A 15,975-nucleotide genomic window follows, 5' to 3' on the forward strand; every position below is an offset into this window, starting at 1 on the left:
TTACTCCTACCCCTCACGCGAGATTCTGCAAAAGCGGATACTTCGTTTTTAAAGAGACTAACAATGCACTCATCAAAAAAATCTAATTACCAACATCAATAATATCAATTTGATATACATACTTGAGATACAAAAAGAAAAAAGCAAGCGAGAGGAATAATATGGCAAGCCCAATAACTCCAGTATTTATTTTCAGGCCGGTTTGTGAAATTTCGATATTTGTGTCTTCAGATGATACCTCGGTGGTTTCCGATTTAGGTTTTAAAATATTTGCTTTTACCTGAACCTCCGTGAGCTTAAATTGTTTATACGACAGTATAAGGCCCATCACTACAATAAAAACGACCATAATAAAAATAATTATACTGCTGTAAAACTGCCAAGCAAAACTACGCTGTTGGTGCATAACTGCAAAATCGTATTGTTTTAACTGTCGATCAAATTGGATGGAGTCATGAACAGAGTTTCCCGACGAACCAACTACATTAAGTTCCAACTGAGGTGGTCTCTGTATGTTTACCTTCTTCTTTTCAAGAGAATCATGTGTTACCAAAAACTCAGTCACCGCATCATCCTCAGTTTTAAGAGGTTTTTGTGCATGCATAATAACAGAACTTATACACAGTAATAGAATTAGTATCCAAGTATTTAATAGTTTTAGTTCCATGTCATTCTATATTTTTTTTTGAGGAATTCAATATATTCAATTCTTAAAGTAATTTTTTCATCAATTGTAGCCTTCTTATATGCCTTTTTTTCAATTTTCATATAATCGCCTAACACATCCCTACTTGGATCAATACTCTCCATCGCATGACTTAAATCGTTTGAAATCCAATCGAGTAAAACATCGGCATATTTTTGTTTGCTTTTCAACGATTTATTAGAATTATTGGATAAATCGGAGGGAAAATGAAGACCTGGAAGATGCATAGCCATTACAATTTGCGGAGCTAATGGTTTGTATTGAAAAATAATCTTTCCATTTTTTATCATATCAAAAACTTTGGGATACACCTTTTTTAGCATAGCATCCTCTTTACTAAGTGCTAAGCCAAAATCTTTTGTTGGATAATACCAAAAATAGGGATTGCCACCAAGACTTGAATCTATGTAGATTGTAATTGGAAGAGTGCTGCCAGCGGGTGGAATCTGCACTAGAGACCAATTGCCCAAATACAACTCTTTCACCCTTCCTGGAGAAGAATTGAAAGGCTCTAATTCAGATTGGTCTGGATTAATTCCTAATTCAAGTTGGTCAACTATTTTTCTATACAAATCTTGTCTTACATAAAATTCTAATAGCATGTTATAATCTTGACGCAATGCAAACAAATCTATGTTTGCTTGTGTTTTTTGTAGATCTAGTTCTATAAGTTGAGAATTTAAACTTTCAATTGGGTCAATTGCCTTTACGCTATCCAAAAGCTTAAGTAAATCTTGATCTTCCGTTTGAGAAAAAGTGGTAATTGAAGATAACAGTAGAGTAATGGCTAAGTATAATTTCATAATTCCCTATTTAAGTAATTAAAAATATAGGTTATGAATTATTGTTGGGACAATAAGATATGGAATTTTGAAACAAATAACACTCAATATCTTGTTAATCAGATATTTCAAATATACATAATAATATTTAAAGTCATCTGAAACCCATAGGATTTTATTATAAAGTGAAAGAGTTTGCGGTAAAATTATTTGTGTTTGTAACCCCTAACATAATCGACAACAAAATTTTTTGGATAGATTTTATCTTTTTTATCCTTTATTTCAGCAGGGATTTCATAAATGCCTAGCATAAATTGCATAGGGTAATTGGGTGACTGTTTAATCTCTCTGATTTTTTGGTTGTCAATATAGAAAATCACTTTTTCAGGAGTCCATTCAGCCGAATAAATATGAAATTGGGTGACATCAATGTCAAAATCATCTTCATAAAAGGCTTCTTTTAATTTTGGGTCATTGAATTTATGAATTCCATAGCCAATTTTAGCTTTGTTTTTCTGAACATTAAAACCTTTAACTTCAAAAATGCAAATCTCCGCTGATTTTTCGGGTCTGTCTTCAAATCCTATCATCCACAAAGCCACAACATTTGATTGGGTATTTAATGATTTGGCTCTAATTTCAAAAAATCCATATTGAGGCAAATAGGTTTTGGCTGCGTTTTGCTTTTCTCTTACCACACAATTTGGATTAAATTTGTGCTGTCCAATGGCACTGCCAACTTCTCCGGAAAAAACGCCTGTTTGAATTGAAGAACATTTTACATCTCCGTTAAATTCGGGACACCAAGGCTTTTGTTCTTCTGTAATTTGTAAAACCAAATTACCATTATTAATTTCATATTGTGGCTGGGACATTTTCTTCGAACTCCATTGTGGTAAATAGAACGGAAACCAATTTTCGGTATTGATTGTATCTTTTTTAAACTCATCGTTGAATTCCAAAACAAAATTTTCTTTTATCTTGGGATTTGCTGGGAAATCATTTTTTGAAAACTGTAGTTTCATGTTGTATGGATTAATAGTACCAGTTCTAGTCGATTTCTCTTAAATCTTTTTGAAGTATTACGAGTTCTTCGTTCAATTTATTTTTCTTAAAATACTCTATTAATTCTACTAATCTTTTGCGATTATTGTATTTAATACTATAATTTAGTTTTTGTTGACAATTGGAGCAAAGTCTAGAAAAATTATTATCGGTTTCTGAAATATTATTTGTCCCATTCATGACACAATTGGCATTGATGCAATGATGCAAATCAAACATATGGCCAATTTCATGCGAACATATTTTAAGTAGTCTAGTTAAGCATAAATTGAAATTTGCTTGGGTTAACTCTGTATCTTGTAGTCTATAAATTGAGCTAATGCCCACTTTATCAGCATAGGAAGCCAATCCAAATACATAATTCCATTCGGGTTTGGGATACAAATCTAACTCTGCTAGTCCCATCATAACTATTGCGTCTTTAGGCTTTCTTTTAATTAAAACTGAGTCCAAAACATAACTAGCCAATAACTGTTCATTATTTTCATATCCTATTCTCCTAGCATTTTTTGGAACAAGATCATTTGAAATATCGTCTAGTATTTTTACTTTTAATTGGAAAAAAATTTCTAAATATTCTTTGACAAGTTCGATTTGTTGTTTTTGTAATTCTGTAAATTTTCCAATTGGTTTAAGGTAGATATGGTTTTTACTAGCAGTTGGTTTGATTGGCTTTGCATTTACAAAATCTTTGAAATTTTGACCTTTTTCTTTATGACTATAAAGCCATTCTCCCTCTATTGGTTTGGATAATTTAATGTCATTATCTGAAATTAATTCAAAGTATTGATTTTTTGTGTCTGATTTACAAGATAAAAGAAAGAGTATTAATATAAAAGATAGATTTCTCATAAATTTAAATAGTATTATTTTGTAGTTCGGAAAACTCTGATTGTGAATTTGTATTACTTATTTTTTTGTTGAAAACCGTAAAGCGTAAAGAAACTATTACTTCGGGGCTGAATAATGACAAAAGATCAATTCGGATACAGCTCTTTAATTTTGGCAATCGATTTTTGTACCAATTGTTCCAATACAGGGATATCAATATCTTCTAATTTTTGAATGTATAAACACGCTTTACTAGTTTTATGTTTTCCTAATTTGGAAAGTAATGTTTCTTTTTCTTCAAAAGTGGAAGCGAGATACACCGTTATGGCATTTTTCCGTGAAGCAAGCCCGACAAGTGGTGCATTTCCACCATGCCCACTTTCGTATTTGTAATTATAAATACCAAAACCAACAATCGCTGTCCCCCACATTTTGGGTTCATAACCGGATAATTTGTTTAGTAAGTCGATTATTGACTTACAGTCTTCACGTCTTTTAGCGTCGCTTATGGAGGCTAAAAAATCGGTTACACTATTTTCGGTTTCAATTGTCTTATTTTTTGCCATGCGGTAATTTTAAAAATTGTATAGTTATTTAGCCTAGATATTTTAAAGATAAAAAAAAGCCACGACTTTTTAAGATCGTAGCTTTTAGTTTTTATAAGTAGTACATTTTTTTTGATTCGCTATGCGACAAATTTCATCTAGGCAATAGCAAAAATACGAAGTAAATCGCTTGTATTGAATCCTTACTATTTACTCAATTCGGAGTATTCATTTTTAGATGCTTTTTTTAAGGAATAAGAAGAAAACAGTCAGTATCAAAAAAAGAAAAGTAAATTTCAAGAAAAGTAACATTCTTTCTGAAACTAGATTTAATTCTGATTCGTCGTCATGGTATTCACTATTTATAAGTTTTGCTCTGCTATTATAAACTTTGACTTTTCCTTTAATAAACTTTGACGATTTTTTTTTCTTTTGTTTTTGCTCTACTATTGAATATTGATTTTGATCATATCCGAATTTATTGTCTTTTTGATCTATAAATTCTCTTATTTGATTTGTATCAATTTCAGGAATTATATTTTTCATGATTACCTTATATTATAAATAATTGTATGGCAGTATTCAAACTTGTATTACTGTCTCTAAATGTTTAAATCTGTATCAGTTTGAGTACAAGTTTAATGCCAAATATTTATGATATTGGATTGGAACTGAATATTTAAATTAAAATTAACAATTGTTAGCTTGTCAATTTATTGATTGTCAGTAAAATAATCGTATATAGGTATTTTCCAAAGGTTTAGAAATTGCTTAGTATTTCGTAATGAATATTTCGAAAAACGGATTTACTATTGCTATAATGAAACTACTTTCCTTAGAAGAAAAATAAAAAAAGCTATGATTTTGTTTAAATCATAGCTTATGGTTTTTGTGTATTGTAGCTTTTTTATAAAACCATTATATTTCAATCATTGCTTTCACAAGCAAAAATTATATTTTATTAAATTTAAATTTTTGTCCTCCAACAGAAGCCTCATACATAAGTCCTCCTTTTTGCATGGTGAACACCATAACACCGTTAGTATACTTTGCATTTCCTGAAGCGCCAGCTTTTGCGGCTACGGCTGAAACTTGAGCTGCAAACTCAAATTTACTTTGTTTAAAACGTTCCATTGCCGATTTTGACTCAAAAAATATTACCTCACGATATGCTTGCCCTCCAGCCTGAAAACCAATGCTTAACTGAGATAACTTTGCCATGCCTATCAAATGATTATTTTCATAAACAGCTCCATTACCAGCTGCTCCTCCAACTCCGACTCCACCCTTACCAACATTCGGAAAAATGACATAGCCGTAGGCATTGTCAAAAATTGATTTCATGAGATGGTCGGTTTTAATAAACTCAGCTTTTGACGTATTGCTGTCAGCTATAATTTTATCCTTTTTAGAGTCTGATTGTCCGAATATAGATGTCGTGCCAATAACACAAATCATCAACATTACCCAAATAACATTTAATTTTTTCATAGTATAAGTATATTAAATTGTTTGTAAAATTTCTTTTATCAAAGTTAATACAAATTTCTTATATGATTGCAAAATGAATCTGATTATCAGTGCTATAAAAATATTTTTTTTAAAAATTATGCATAAATATATTTCTTGATACAATTATTTTATTGAGTTAATTGTCCTGCAAAATATAAAATGCAGAATCTATCAATGCACGTTATTTATTCGTAAATTAGCTATGCTATTAGTTTATTAATTAAAATCTGTACTACTATGAAAAATTTAGGCCTATTCTGTTTGTTATTGGCTTGCATTGGACTCCAAAGCTGTAAAAAAAATGAACCCCAAAAAGATGTTGAAGCTGCCAAAGCCAAGGTTGAAGAGCCTATTAGTGTGGCGTGCTATAAAGCGTTGTATGAGAATGATACAATTGAATTAAAAATCAACACTTTAAAAGATAATAAAATCACAGGAGATATGGTGATGAAAATTATGGATATGCCTGTAAAAACTGGAAAAATTGTCGGTGGGTTTCATGGAGACACCTTATTTGTAGACTACACCTTTTTTCAGGGAACGTATGATAAAAAAATATTCAAAAATCCAATGGCAATGTTAAAAAAAGGTAACGAACTCATTCTGGGCAGTGGGAAAATAGAAACTTATTTGGGACGCTCTTATTTTGCCAAAGGCACCCCAATCGATTTTGAAAAAGTCAAATATAAATTTACAACCGTTGAATGTGTTGATAAATGATTATTAGTAAATTCTAATTAAACACGAATTTTATTAATTTTCACTAATCGATGTGGTTGTTGCAGTATCGTAATAATTCCAGAAAGTAATTAGTGACAATCCGTGAAATTCGTGTTTGTTTTTAAATTTTATCAAAAGGACTAAAAAACATATACCAATTCCATTCCCAGTTTTCTCCCTTATCGTCCGAAAATGCCTGACTCCAAATGGGATTCTCTTTGTCCCTCGCATCCCAACGGAATACAACAATTATTTCCTTCCCATTAAAAGTGTCTTTGGTAAAAAAATGAGCGATGCTGTTTTCAAACGAACCCACAACACCTGGCTGTAAAACTCCTTCATTGGAGTCAGCCCAGTAAATAGTCCAAAGTTTTGTTTTTGGATTAAAAAGTCTCAATGACATTCCTTCAAAAGGCTCACCATCAAATGTTGCAAGATAATTGTCAACATTTCCAATTCCATTCAGTATGCAATACATTTCCTGGGTAGATTCAAACTCAATCCAATCCTTGCAATTGTCCAAACGTGATTTTAGTTTACGGTTTTTAAGTTTCCATTTTCCCTGATAAAAATCAAAATCATGTTTGGATGAAGTTGGTGAAGCTATAATTACTAAATTTTCATTTTCATCAAACTTTACTTTTGGGACTTCGATTGTGTTTTTGTTCTGTAGCATTTTGTTCGGTTCGGAGTTTAAAATTAGCTGATGTTTGTGCGTTTGGGATTAAATTAAGCCTATCATTCAGATTTGTCAAATATTCCAAATACAAAACCAACCTCTCATTAAGACAATTACCAAAATCCTTAGAAATGGCTGTTATTCACAGTCTTTTCTTTTAGTCTGATGATATTTTGTCAAAATATAAATATCAAGAATTGTTACTACAGAAAATAAAATAATCGCAACCCATAACCCCCAAAGATTATTGTAAAAAAATCCAAATGGTCTTGAAATAACTAGAAAAAACAATGATACAACCTCTAAAAGAACAATGGTTTTTATTCCGTTTGAATCAAGGTATTTTATTGTCAAGCTTAAAATTGATAATAAAACATATATAAACACGCTAAAAAAGACAATATAACTTCCGCAGTCTATTAATATTGCTAATCCCGAAAACGTATTTTTCTTTGAAACAAGAATCGGTTGCATAAAAGTATATTTTTGGGAAAGTGTTTCAGAAAGAGTTTCTTCATTTTCCTCAGTCTTCGATTCTGCCTTGTCGATTGATTTTTGAGGTTGATTCGCAACTTTATTTATAGCTAAGGTATCAACTTTCTCAAGATTCAAGCTTGTCGAATCAACTTGTATTGCTTCGGTAGCAGGTGCGTCAGCTTTTTTACAGCCAGTATAAAAAAAAGGCAAACACAAACATAAAAATGTCATCCAGTGTAAAAATCTTGAGTATTTAAAAAGTCTTTTCAATTGTTTATAGGTCTTTGTTTTTTTTAAGATTGTGCATAACTTGTAAATTTGTGTAATTAAATCATTTTCAATATTGCTAAAATATAAAATAATACGCATTAAATCTTAGAATAATTATTTTTAAAAGTTCTTAAAAACATCAAAATATCTTCATTTTCCCTTAAATCCGTTTTGTTCGCGTAAAGGATAGAAGCTAACTACCGAAGTAGTGCGGATAGCCTGACCGCCACTAGGAAAAAGGGCGTATAAGCGGTATTATTGGTTGCCCTTTTTTCTAGTGGAGGTTACGCCCAAATAACAATAAATATTACTTGAAAAAGACATCGTAGGCAAAACGTAGCAGTGTGCTTATAACAACTACCAAAAAGAAGATTCGGATAAATTTGTTCCCTCGATTGATGGCGAGTTTGGCGCCTATCCACCCTCCTATTGCGTTGCTGGCAGCCATGGGTAAGGCGATGGCCCAAATGATTTTGCCTTTGAGCATAAACAGGCAGATTGAACCAAAATTGGTGGCGAGATTGACCATCTTGGCATTTGCAGAAGCATGCAGGAAATCAAATCCCATTATTGCGATGAAAGCAACAACCAAGAAGCTTCCAGTTCCTGGTCCTATGAATCCATCGTAAAATCCCACTACAAAACTGATTCCCACGGCATTCAAAATTTGAGTTCTGGCAGAAAGGTCTCTAACTTGATGTTGCCCGAAATTTTTCTTTGCATACGTATAAATTGCTAATAGTGAAAGGACTATAAGTAATAAGGGTTTCATGAAATCATTACTCACATAGGTCAATAATGTCGATCCCAAAAAGGCAGCAGGAAAAGCCAACAGCATCATAATAATTAGGATTCTCCAATTGATAGTGACTCTTTTTAAGTATTGGTAAGCTGCAAATGAGGTGCCACTAAAGGCAGGGATTTTCAAAGATCCTATCACGGTTGAAACGGGAAGATTGGGCAGAAGTATGAGCCCCACAGGTGTTTGTATAAGTCCACCTCCTCCTACAATGGCATCTATAAATCCCGCGAAAAAGGCAGCTAAACAAAGTAATACGATGATGTAGGTTTCCATACAATAAGTTTCAATTCGGAATAATTATTTTGAAGTTCAGCGCTCTGTCTTTGAGTTGAGCTTCATTTTGCTCGCAAAGGCGCAAAGACGCAAAGAAAACAGTTTGAAACTTTGCGACTCTGCGGCTTAGCGAGAAAAGACAAAAATACCAATCCACTTTATATTATTGCGATAAATTTGCCATTGATTTAGTTTCAAAAACATTATTTTTGCTTTTTTTAAAATGGAAACAAAATGGATTTATCAAAATTGCTTGAACTACTGAGTTATACCTTGCCAGCCATTATCACAGGGATGGTTGCTTATTACTTTTTTAATTTACACACTAAAAATGAGGAAGGAAGACGTCGCTATTTATTGATGAAAGAGGGACAAAAAAACTCTATGCCCTTGCGTTTGAAAGCTTATGAGCGTATGACTTTGTTTTTGGAGCGTATTAGTCTTTCCAATTTATTGATTAGAATTTCTCCAATTTCGACGGATAAAAATGATTACAGCAATTTTGTTATTGCTCAAATTGAACAAGAATTTGAACACAATTTAGCGCAACAAATCTACATGACTGATGAGTGTTGGACAATCATCACGACTGCCAAGAATGCTACAATTCAGATGATTCGTAAAGCGGCTTTGAGCCCTGCTGTGAATAACGCCGATCAATTGAGAGAAGCTTTATTGAATGATTTGATGGATAGACAAACACCAAGCAGTGCTGCCCTGGGATATATCAAAAAAGAAGTGAGCCAGATGTGGTAACTTTTGAGTTTCTAAGATTCTGAGAAACTAAGATTCGGACTTTTTTGTCTTAGAGTCTTAGCAACTTAGAATCTTAGGATCTTTTTCATCACCTCATTTCACTCATCACTTCACTTTTGTTTTGGGCATATAAAAATCCAAGTTGCCACCATTTTTTCATTTTCTTTTGATCAAAAATGAGTGCATTATTGGTTAGTTTGGTTGGGGTGTAGTATAAATTGAGTTTTACATTATGGTTTGTAGCGGACAGTTTTCCTATAGAGACATCATGTTTCCCAAGCTGATCCAAAGAAAACAGAAACAAATCAATCATTAGTGAAAAGGGGTTCTTTCCCAAAGTGGTTTTGGTCAATGTGATTTCGGTTTCCAAGATAATAACGTCTATTTCGGTGGCACCGCGATGAATGGCTTCACGAATGGGTACCAAACTTGAAAACCCTCCATCACCATATTCACATCCTCCTTTTTTGACCAAACTCATAAATGGAATGTAGTTACTCGATATCCAAATCCAATCACAAAATTCATTATAAGTACAGTTTTTAATCGATTTGTATTCGGCTTCGTTTTTGGAAATATTGGTAACGGTTACAATGACATCTATTGGTAACGATTTGAGGTATTCAAATTCAGAAACCGTCAGATTGGTTTTGATAAATTTTTGAAGGTTTTTGCTTTCGCCAAAAGTTCGTTTTCCTCTCAAAAATTGCCGAATGACATTAAAATGGTTTATAGTTACGTAATTTATTTTGTTTTTCTTTTTGATAATAAAAGGATTGATGTCAAATATCTGATCCATATTGACACTCGTGTAAATTGTATGGAGTTTCTCAATATTCCCTAATGCCAAATGCGGAATTAGCAAGCTTCCGGTAGATGTTCCTAAAAATAGATCGTAATTCCGTCCTTTATTTTGCAACAAATACTGGGCGACACCACCTGCAAATGCGCCTTTACTGCCTCCTCCTGAAATTACTAGTGCTCGCATGATTTTAGATTTTTGATTGCTGATTAACGATTTTTGATTTACATCTGAATTCTCAGATCGTTAATCAAAATTCTTAAATCTTTATTCTTTGAGTAATCTATTCAATTGAAATTGTTCTTTTTCGTTCAAACTAGGTAATATAGTTTGGAACGTAGTTCTGATTTCAGGATTTTTTAATAAAACCCGAATATTTTCTCTTCCAAATTTAGAAAATTGCCACATATGATGCGTAGTGGCATTGACTAAATTCTTCAAAACAGCCTCGTTGATAACGTCAAAATTAATTAGGTATTCCAAAGCGTTTTGTCGTGTTGTGGCTTCATAATTAGTCGAAGAATAATTAATCAATTCCTGAAGAACGGTTTCCTTATTGGCTGAATATTCAGGTGTTGAAATGGCCAATGACAACCATAAAATACGTAGATTGAAATCATTAAATCCTACCCAATCTTTGGTTTTTGCTAAATATTCCGCTCTTTTATTTTCAAAACTATTCCACAAATAATACAGTGCAAATTCTTGGGTTTGATAGGATTTATCATCCAGCAATGTTTCGTAATCGGTTCTGAATTCTTCGGGTATTTTTTGTAGCGTACTTGCAACAGCTTGACGAACTTGAATATTTTGGGTTTGCAACGCCAATAGCAATAATTGTTTTTTATCTTCGAATTTCTCTTTCATTAATTGGCTAACAATAGACGCTTTTACGGTAAAATACACATCCGATTCCAGTGTTTTTTCGAAAAAAGCATATTTGTCTGCCAACGGTTTGTTTCTGAGTTTGGCAACTTCAAGCTGTACTTGCATTGCTTTATTTTTAGCTAATAATCCATTGGCTATTTCGCTATTAAAAGCTGATGATTCCAACCAAACTTTACTGAAATTTTCCAAATCATAATTAGATACTTTTTTGATTTCTTCGAAGAAATTTTGCGTCGTCACATTTTTGTACGCATATTTCTTTAGATAATTCTTCACTGCTTTTCTGAAGGCTTTCTCCCCTATTCCTTCGCGCAGAACATGTAACGCCCAAGCCCCTTTTTGGTAAAATGACAACGAACTGGCTTTGGCGTTCAGTACCGGAATGGTATCGGTTTTGGAGGCCTGTTTGATTTGCATGGACGATTCGTATAATTTGGAATAAAAATAATCTTCCCCATAAATTTCCTTTTCGGCTAATAATGCATAATAAGTTGCAAATCCTTCCTGAAGCCAATGGTCTTTCCCGCTTTGTGCCGTAATCAAATCGCCAAACCATTGATGAGCCAGTTCATGGGCATTCACATTGGTATAACTTCGATCTTCAAAGCCAATGTTGTCAACAACATATCGGGTTGTAAATAACGTAGTACTTGTATTTTCCATACCAGCATACAAAAACTCAGAAACCGGAACTTGTCTATAGATTTCCCAAGGGTACTTCACTCCTATTTCTTTTTCCAGAAAGTCAAATATTTCTTTAGAGTATCGATAGGTAGGTTCTTGTTTAGCAATATCTTTTGGATTTATATACATTTCTAATGGAATTCCTGATTTGGCTTTTTGTGTTCCTCTATCATATTTTCCAATTGCAATCATCAATAAATAAGAACTCATTGGTTTTTTCATTTGATAACTCCAATATATTACACCATTATTTTCGACCTTGTTTTTTAAAATACCGTTGGATACCACTTGGTATTTCGAATCAAAAACAATATCCATGTTGAAAATCACCTTTTCATTGACATCATCAAAACTCGGAAACCAATGACTGGTGTATTTTCCTTGTCCTTGTGTCCAAATCTGTAAATTGTCTGTTTCTTCAGAACCTACAAAATACATGGTTTGTTTGGGTTTGGCTTCGTATGTAAATTGAACTGAGTTTTTTCCTTTTTGGAACGGATAAATTAATATCAATTCTTTTCCGTTAGTTGTAAATGGGATTTTTTTTTCATTCAGTTCCACTTCTGAAAAAGTCATATTCTGCGCATCAATTTTGATGGTGTCAATAGGTTTCAGCACTTCAAAACAATAAGTAATCGCACCTGCAATACTTTTATTATTTGGATTAATTGATATTTGCCCATTTACATATTTAAAATCAACCGATTTGGTTTGTTGTGCGAATGCAAATGTGGATAGAAACAGGAAAAAATACTTCATTAAAATTGAATTTGTTGCTAAGTTATCCAAAGTTACAAAGGTTTAACCAACAAATCGAACATAATTTGTAAGTTTACTTCCAAAATAAATTAATAGAAAACAATTGAAAAAGAAAGCCCTATTTAATTGGAGCAGCGGCAAAGATTCTGCCTTGGCACTGTTCAAAATTCAGCAAAATGATGAATACGAAATCAGCTGTTTGTTAACCAGTGTAAATCAAAAGTTTCAACGTATTTCTATGCATGGTGTTCGGATAGAATTATTGGAACAACAAGCCCAAAGCATTAGATTACCGCTTGAAATTATGCAAATTCCAGAAATGCCGACTATGGAAGTGTACGAAGCAGTTATGCAAACGACGCTTTCCAAATTAAAGGAACAAGGTATTACCCATTCCATTTTTGGAGATATTTTTCTGGAAGATTTGAGGAAATACAGAGAAGATAAATTAGCCGAAATAGGTTTTGAAGGAGTGTTTCCGCTTTGGAAAGTGCCAACTCTAGATTTGATTCAGGAATTCATAGCATTAGGATTCAAGACGATTGTGGTTTGTGTAAACGAACGCTTTTTGGATAAAAGTTTTGTTGGACGAGTTATCGATCAGAGTTTTATTAATGATTTACCCGAAAATGTGGATGTTTGTGGCGAAAATGGAGAATTCCATACGTTTACTTTTGATGGGCCCATTTTTAGTAAACCGATTCAGTTTGAAGTTGGGGAAGTTGTCTATCGCAAATATGAAAAACCAAAAGAGGAAGATTCATCCGACACTGCTTGTGATACTTCAGCTTCGGATGCCTTTGACTATGGATTTTGGTATTGTGATTTGCTTTCAAAATAAGTATATAAAAAAGCTCCGTAATTTAAGAAATACGGAGCTTTTAGGTTTATTTTATAGACTGTCCGCGACTAGTACCAAAGCTATAAAATTAGCCACAGATTCAAAAGATTAATACAGATTTCTTCAATAGGATCTATATAATCTGTGTTAATCTTTTGAATCTGTGGCAAAAAAAGACATGTACGAATTATGGACAGCCATATCACTTTAAATAAACGTTCTAGTCTAGTTTTGGTAAATTATAATTATCAAAAAGACTTTTTTCAGCCATAAGCGCTTCTATTTCAATTGATTTTCTAGGTGCATCGGCAGATAAATTTACAGGAGCATTATCGGTTACCAAGATGTCATCTTCGATTCGTACAGCAATTCCCCACCATTTTTTATCACAATCGCTGCCGTTTGGAATATAAATTCCTGGTTCTACAGTTAGTACCATATCTTTTTCAAATGTGTTGTACATTCCAGGATCGTGAACATCCAGTCCAATATGATGTGAAGTTCCGTGAGGGAAATACTTTCTGGAGTCTTCAGCCTTATTAATGATTCCTAATTTCATTAAACCATTGGTGATGATATCACGGGCGGCTTTATCTGGGTCGGTAAAGCTATTTCCAATTTTAACTGTGGCAATACCCGCTTCTTGAGCCTCATAAACCAAATCATAGATGATTTTTTGCTCTGGTGAAAATTTACCGTTGGCAGGAATTGTTCTTGTTACATCGGCAGTATAACCATGGTATTCAGCTCCTAAGTCCATCAAAACCAAATCATTTTCAACCTTCATTTTACTGTTTTCGATATAATGTAAAACACAACCGTTATTTCCGGCTCCAACGATGGAAGGGTATCCTTCATATTCACTACCATATTTTTTATACACAAATTCGTGAATCCCTTGAATTTCTGTTTCAGACATTCCAGGATGCATTGCTTTCATGGTTTCGCGCTGTCCCATTGCCGAAATGCGAACAGCTTTTGTCAATAAAACCATCTCTTCCTTGGACTTAATCTCACGTAAACTGGCCATGTAAGTAGTGATTGCTTTCGTATCTATATTCGCTTTTTTGGCAGCAATAGTTTTGGTCGTATTAATTTCATTTTGGATATTAGAATCGGTTTTAGTTTCTATTTTTGTATTGTAACCAATTTGAGCTTTAAACGAACCAATTAATTTATATAAATCTGCATCTTCCTTCTTGGAGTCACGATAATCGTCTTTGAAATCCGTAAAAAATACGTTGCTAAAATTGTAAAAATCAATGCCAGAGTTTAGAAATTCTTTTCCATTAAGAGCATTCTCAAAACCCAAACTTTTTTTGGCTCCATCTACTCCCAAGCGCACACCAGTCCATTGTTCTGCTCTTGGGTTTTTTTCTTGAACGTAAAGCAGTTCATTATATGTTTTTCCATCTTTATTTGTTTGATTGTCAGAAAAAATAACCAAAACACAATTAGGCTCTTTATACCCTGTCAAATAATAAAAATTTGGATCCTGATGGTATATAAAATCGACATCATTGGCTCTATTTCGAACAGCATTTCCAAAAAATATCGCTACACTATTCTTTGGCATTTTTTTTCGTAAAGCTTCTCTTCGCTCCTTGTGAAATTGAGCCGATAAATAATCATTAGGGTTGCCATTCTGGGCTATTGTTGCAAAAACCATAGCTAGAGTGAGAATAATAGAAAGTTTAAATTTCATTTTTGTTTTGGTTTAAGGATTTGATTTTGATTAATTGGAAGTAAATATAAATAATTTTTGCAGTTGGCATATATTTTTTCTTCCTATGTAATGTTAAAAACGGGAGTTTGATTAATAATTTTGGAGCAGAAAAATTAGGTGTTTTTAGGAAATATCGTCCCGCTTTCCGTTGCAATCTTATGTCCCGAACCCCGGGCCATAAGGATTTCCACTGCTATCGGGGCTAAAGGTTAGCATTCTGTCTTTTTTGTTGTCATTTAGAAAAAGAAAATAGTAACAACCGCGATCTGGTTATAAATAAAAAAAAGAACAATAAAGTAAAAACACTTTAGAGTTCTCTTTTCCAAAATTGCAATAATTGAAATTAACCAAACATCAAATTATTAACAATGCGGGTAAACAATCCAAATCAATTTACCTTTTCGTAATCTAGTCCAGGGCCATCACAGTTTCTCCAAGTACTGGACAAAGTAGTAGAAGCTGAAAAATAAAGTTCTTCTTTTAGATTCCCATAACAGCTTCCTATAAGTTCGCTTTCTTCGGGATATGTTAATTCTAAATACAATACATCAGAATTATTTTGTGTAGTATAGGTACCCGAAACTGTTGTTTTGATTGTGTTTCGGGTTCTGGATTTTGTAAATGTTCCGTCATTATTGAATGAATAGGATTCTTGCCAATCCATAGCAGTTCCTGTAGTTACAGAATTAATCATGCTGCCAGACATTTTTACTAATGTCCATTTTCCATGATAATCGGTTGTAGTTGTGGTTTCTTCTTTGTCTTTTGTACAAGAAGAAAAAACAGCAAGGAAAACAACAATAATAGCAAGACTTTTCATCCTTAAGTTTTTGGAGTTACTTAATAAGATGCTTTAA

Annotated in this window: 17 protein-coding genes; 3 read left to right on the top strand and 14 right to left on the bottom strand. The window is 33.0% G+C overall.

The features are described from left to right. Nucleotides 1-82 precede the first annotated feature (82 nt). The 7 genes from C8C85_RS17410 to C8C85_RS17440 all read right to left on the bottom strand — a co-directional run bounded on the left by C8C85_RS17410 (nt 83) and on the right by C8C85_RS17440 (nt 5,420). Complete coding sequence (locus C8C85_RS17410; RefSeq protein ID WP_116798153.1) at nt 83-667, bottom strand: hypothetical protein; 585 nt, start codon at nt 665-667, stop codon at nt 83-85. Beyond that, nucleotides 658-1,509 (bottom strand): hypothetical protein, encoded by an 852-nt coding sequence (locus C8C85_RS17415; RefSeq protein ID WP_116798154.1) that lies wholly within the window; start codon nt 1,507-1,509, stop codon nt 658-660. Before C8C85_RS17415 ends, C8C85_RS17410 begins: the two co-directional genes overlap by 10 nt. A gap of 185 nt (nt 1,510-1,694) precedes the next feature. Beyond that, nucleotides 1,695-2,513, bottom strand: coding sequence for a glycoside hydrolase family 16 protein (locus tag C8C85_RS17420; RefSeq protein WP_116798155.1), 819 nt, complete (start codon nt 2,511-2,513; stop codon nt 1,695-1,697). A gap of 25 nt (nt 2,514-2,538) precedes the next feature. Beyond that, entirely contained in the window at nt 2,539-3,405 is an 867-nt protein-coding gene (locus C8C85_RS17425) for an archaemetzincin (protein WP_116798156.1), read from the bottom strand. Nucleotides 3,406-3,530: 125 nt separating this feature from the next. Beyond that, nucleotides 3,531-3,950, bottom strand: a complete 420-nt coding sequence (locus C8C85_RS17430) for a DUF1801 domain-containing protein (protein WP_116798157.1) — start codon at nt 3,948-3,950, stop codon at nt 3,531-3,533. Nucleotides 3,951-4,163: 213 nt separating this feature from the next. Continuing rightward, entirely contained in the window at nt 4,164-4,475 is a 312-nt protein-coding gene (locus C8C85_RS17435; protein WP_116798158.1) for a hypothetical protein, read from the bottom strand. A gap of 405 nt (nt 4,476-4,880) precedes the next feature. Then, a complete protein-coding gene (locus tag C8C85_RS17440) occupies nt 4,881-5,420 on the bottom strand; it encodes a YSC84-related protein (RefSeq protein WP_116798159.1) in 540 nt (179 codons plus the stop codon). Between the two features lie 258 nt (nt 5,421-5,678). Between C8C85_RS17440 and C8C85_RS17445 the strand changes: the two genes are divergently transcribed. Beyond that, entirely contained in the window at nt 5,679-6,161 is a 483-nt protein-coding gene (locus C8C85_RS17445) for a hypothetical protein (RefSeq protein ID WP_116798160.1), read from the top strand. A 121-nt stretch (nt 6,162-6,282) separates the two neighbouring features. Here the strand turns inward: C8C85_RS17445 and C8C85_RS17450 are convergent, their stop codons facing one another. The 3 genes from C8C85_RS17450 to C8C85_RS17460 all read right to left on the bottom strand — a co-directional run bounded on the left by C8C85_RS17450 (nt 6,283) and on the right by C8C85_RS17460 (nt 8,662). Next, on the bottom strand, nt 6,283-6,837 hold the full coding sequence (locus tag C8C85_RS17450) for a hypothetical protein (RefSeq protein WP_116798161.1): 555 nt from the start codon (nt 6,835-6,837) through the stop codon (nt 6,283-6,285). 141 nt (nt 6,838-6,978) lie between these two features. Next, the gene (locus C8C85_RS17455; protein WP_116798162.1) at nt 6,979-7,686 is read right to left on the bottom strand and encodes a hypothetical protein; all 708 of its coding nucleotides are present in this window, start codon (nt 7,684-7,686) and stop codon (nt 6,979-6,981) included. A gap of 208 nt (nt 7,687-7,894) precedes the next feature. Then, on the bottom strand, nt 7,895-8,662 hold the full coding sequence (locus C8C85_RS17460; RefSeq protein WP_116798163.1) for a sulfite exporter TauE/SafE family protein: 768 nt from the start codon (nt 8,660-8,662) through the stop codon (nt 7,895-7,897). A gap of 234 nt (nt 8,663-8,896) precedes the next feature. Here C8C85_RS17460 and C8C85_RS17465 point away from each other — a divergent pair, with 234 nt between their 5' ends. After that, nucleotides 8,897-9,418, top strand: a complete 522-nt coding sequence (locus tag C8C85_RS17465) for a hypothetical protein (protein WP_116798164.1) — start codon at nt 8,897-8,899, stop codon at nt 9,416-9,418. Between the two features lie 88 nt (nt 9,419-9,506). Here C8C85_RS17465 and C8C85_RS17470 read toward each other — a convergent pair whose 3' ends face one another. After that, a complete protein-coding gene (locus C8C85_RS17470) occupies nt 9,507-10,406 on the bottom strand; it encodes a patatin family protein (RefSeq protein ID WP_116798165.1) in 900 nt (299 codons plus the stop codon). A gap of 81 nt (nt 10,407-10,487) precedes the next feature. Next, a complete protein-coding gene (locus C8C85_RS17475) occupies nt 10,488-12,551 on the bottom strand; it encodes a M1 family metallopeptidase (protein WP_116798166.1) in 2,064 nt (687 codons plus the stop codon). Nucleotides 12,552-12,654: 103 nt separating this feature from the next. Here C8C85_RS17475 and C8C85_RS17480 point away from each other — a divergent pair, with 103 nt between their 5' ends. Continuing rightward, the gene (locus C8C85_RS17480) at nt 12,655-13,392 is read left to right on the top strand and encodes a diphthine--ammonia ligase (protein ID WP_116798167.1); all 738 of its coding nucleotides are present in this window, start codon (nt 12,655-12,657) and stop codon (nt 13,390-13,392) included. A 220-nt stretch (nt 13,393-13,612) separates the two neighbouring features. On the opposite strand, the gene C8C85_RS17485 is transcribed toward C8C85_RS17480, so the two are convergent. Further along, nucleotides 13,613-15,097 carry an aminopeptidase P N-terminal domain-containing protein gene (locus C8C85_RS17485; protein ID WP_116798168.1) on the bottom strand — a complete coding sequence of 495 codons (1,485 nt, stop codon included), beginning with the start codon at nt 15,095-15,097 and terminating at the stop codon, nt 13,613-13,615. A 409-nt stretch (nt 15,098-15,506) separates the two neighbouring features. Then, complete coding sequence (locus C8C85_RS17490) at nt 15,507-15,938, bottom strand: hypothetical protein (RefSeq protein ID WP_116798169.1); 432 nt, start codon at nt 15,936-15,938, stop codon at nt 15,507-15,509. Nucleotides 15,939-15,975: the final 37 nt, after the last annotated feature.

The organism is Flavobacterium sp. 103 (genome assembly GCF_003096795.1).
Taxonomy (GTDB): domain Bacteria; phylum Bacteroidota; class Bacteroidia; order Flavobacteriales; family Flavobacteriaceae; genus Flavobacterium.

What these genes read in the sequence shown, in the direction of transcription:
- C8C85_RS17415 (WP_116798154.1), bottom strand. Translation starts at nt 1,509, where the DNA reads ATGAAATTATACTTAGCCATTACTCTACTGTTATCTTCAATTACCACT.
- C8C85_RS17455 (WP_116798162.1), bottom strand. Translation starts at nt 7,686, where the DNA reads ATGCGTATTATTTTATATTTTAGCAATATTGAAAATGATTTAATTACA.
- C8C85_RS17410 (WP_116798153.1), bottom strand. Translation starts at nt 667, where the DNA reads ATGGAACTAAAACTATTAAATACTTGGATACTAATTCTATTACTGTGT.
- C8C85_RS17425 (WP_116798156.1), bottom strand. Translation starts at nt 3,405, where the DNA reads ATGAGAAATCTATCTTTTATATTAATACTCTTTCTTTTATCTTGTAAA.
- C8C85_RS17465 (WP_116798164.1), top strand. Translation starts at nt 8,897, where the DNA reads ATGGATTTATCAAAATTGCTTGAACTACTGAGTTATACCTTGCCAGCC.
- C8C85_RS17475 (WP_116798166.1), bottom strand. Translation starts at nt 12,551, where the DNA reads ATGAAGTATTTTTTCCTGTTTCTATCCACATTTGCATTCGCACAACAA.
- C8C85_RS17490 (WP_116798169.1), bottom strand. Translation starts at nt 15,938, where the DNA reads ATGAAAAGTCTTGCTATTATTGTTGTTTTCCTTGCTGTTTTTTCTTCT.
- C8C85_RS17485 (WP_116798168.1), bottom strand. Translation starts at nt 15,097, where the DNA reads ATGAAATTTAAACTTTCTATTATTCTCACTCTAGCTATGGTTTTTGCA.
- C8C85_RS17430 (WP_116798157.1), bottom strand. Translation starts at nt 3,950, where the DNA reads ATGGCAAAAAATAAGACAATTGAAACCGAAAATAGTGTAACCGATTTT.
- C8C85_RS17440 (WP_116798159.1), bottom strand. Translation starts at nt 5,420, where the DNA reads ATGAAAAAATTAAATGTTATTTGGGTAATGTTGATGATTTGTGTTATT.
- C8C85_RS17460 (WP_116798163.1), bottom strand. Translation starts at nt 8,662, where the DNA reads ATGGAAACCTACATCATCGTATTACTTTGTTTAGCTGCCTTTTTCGCG.
- C8C85_RS17435 (WP_116798158.1), bottom strand. Translation starts at nt 4,475, where the DNA reads ATGAAAAATATAATTCCTGAAATTGATACAAATCAAATAAGAGAATTT.
- C8C85_RS17445 (WP_116798160.1), top strand. Translation starts at nt 5,679, where the DNA reads ATGAAAAATTTAGGCCTATTCTGTTTGTTATTGGCTTGCATTGGACTC.
- C8C85_RS17420 (WP_116798155.1), bottom strand. Translation starts at nt 2,513, where the DNA reads ATGAAACTACAGTTTTCAAAAAATGATTTCCCAGCAAATCCCAAGATA.
- C8C85_RS17450 (WP_116798161.1), bottom strand. Translation starts at nt 6,837, where the DNA reads ATGCTACAGAACAAAAACACAATCGAAGTCCCAAAAGTAAAGTTTGAT.
- C8C85_RS17470 (WP_116798165.1), bottom strand. Translation starts at nt 10,406, where the DNA reads ATGCGAGCACTAGTAATTTCAGGAGGAGGCAGTAAAGGCGCATTTGCA.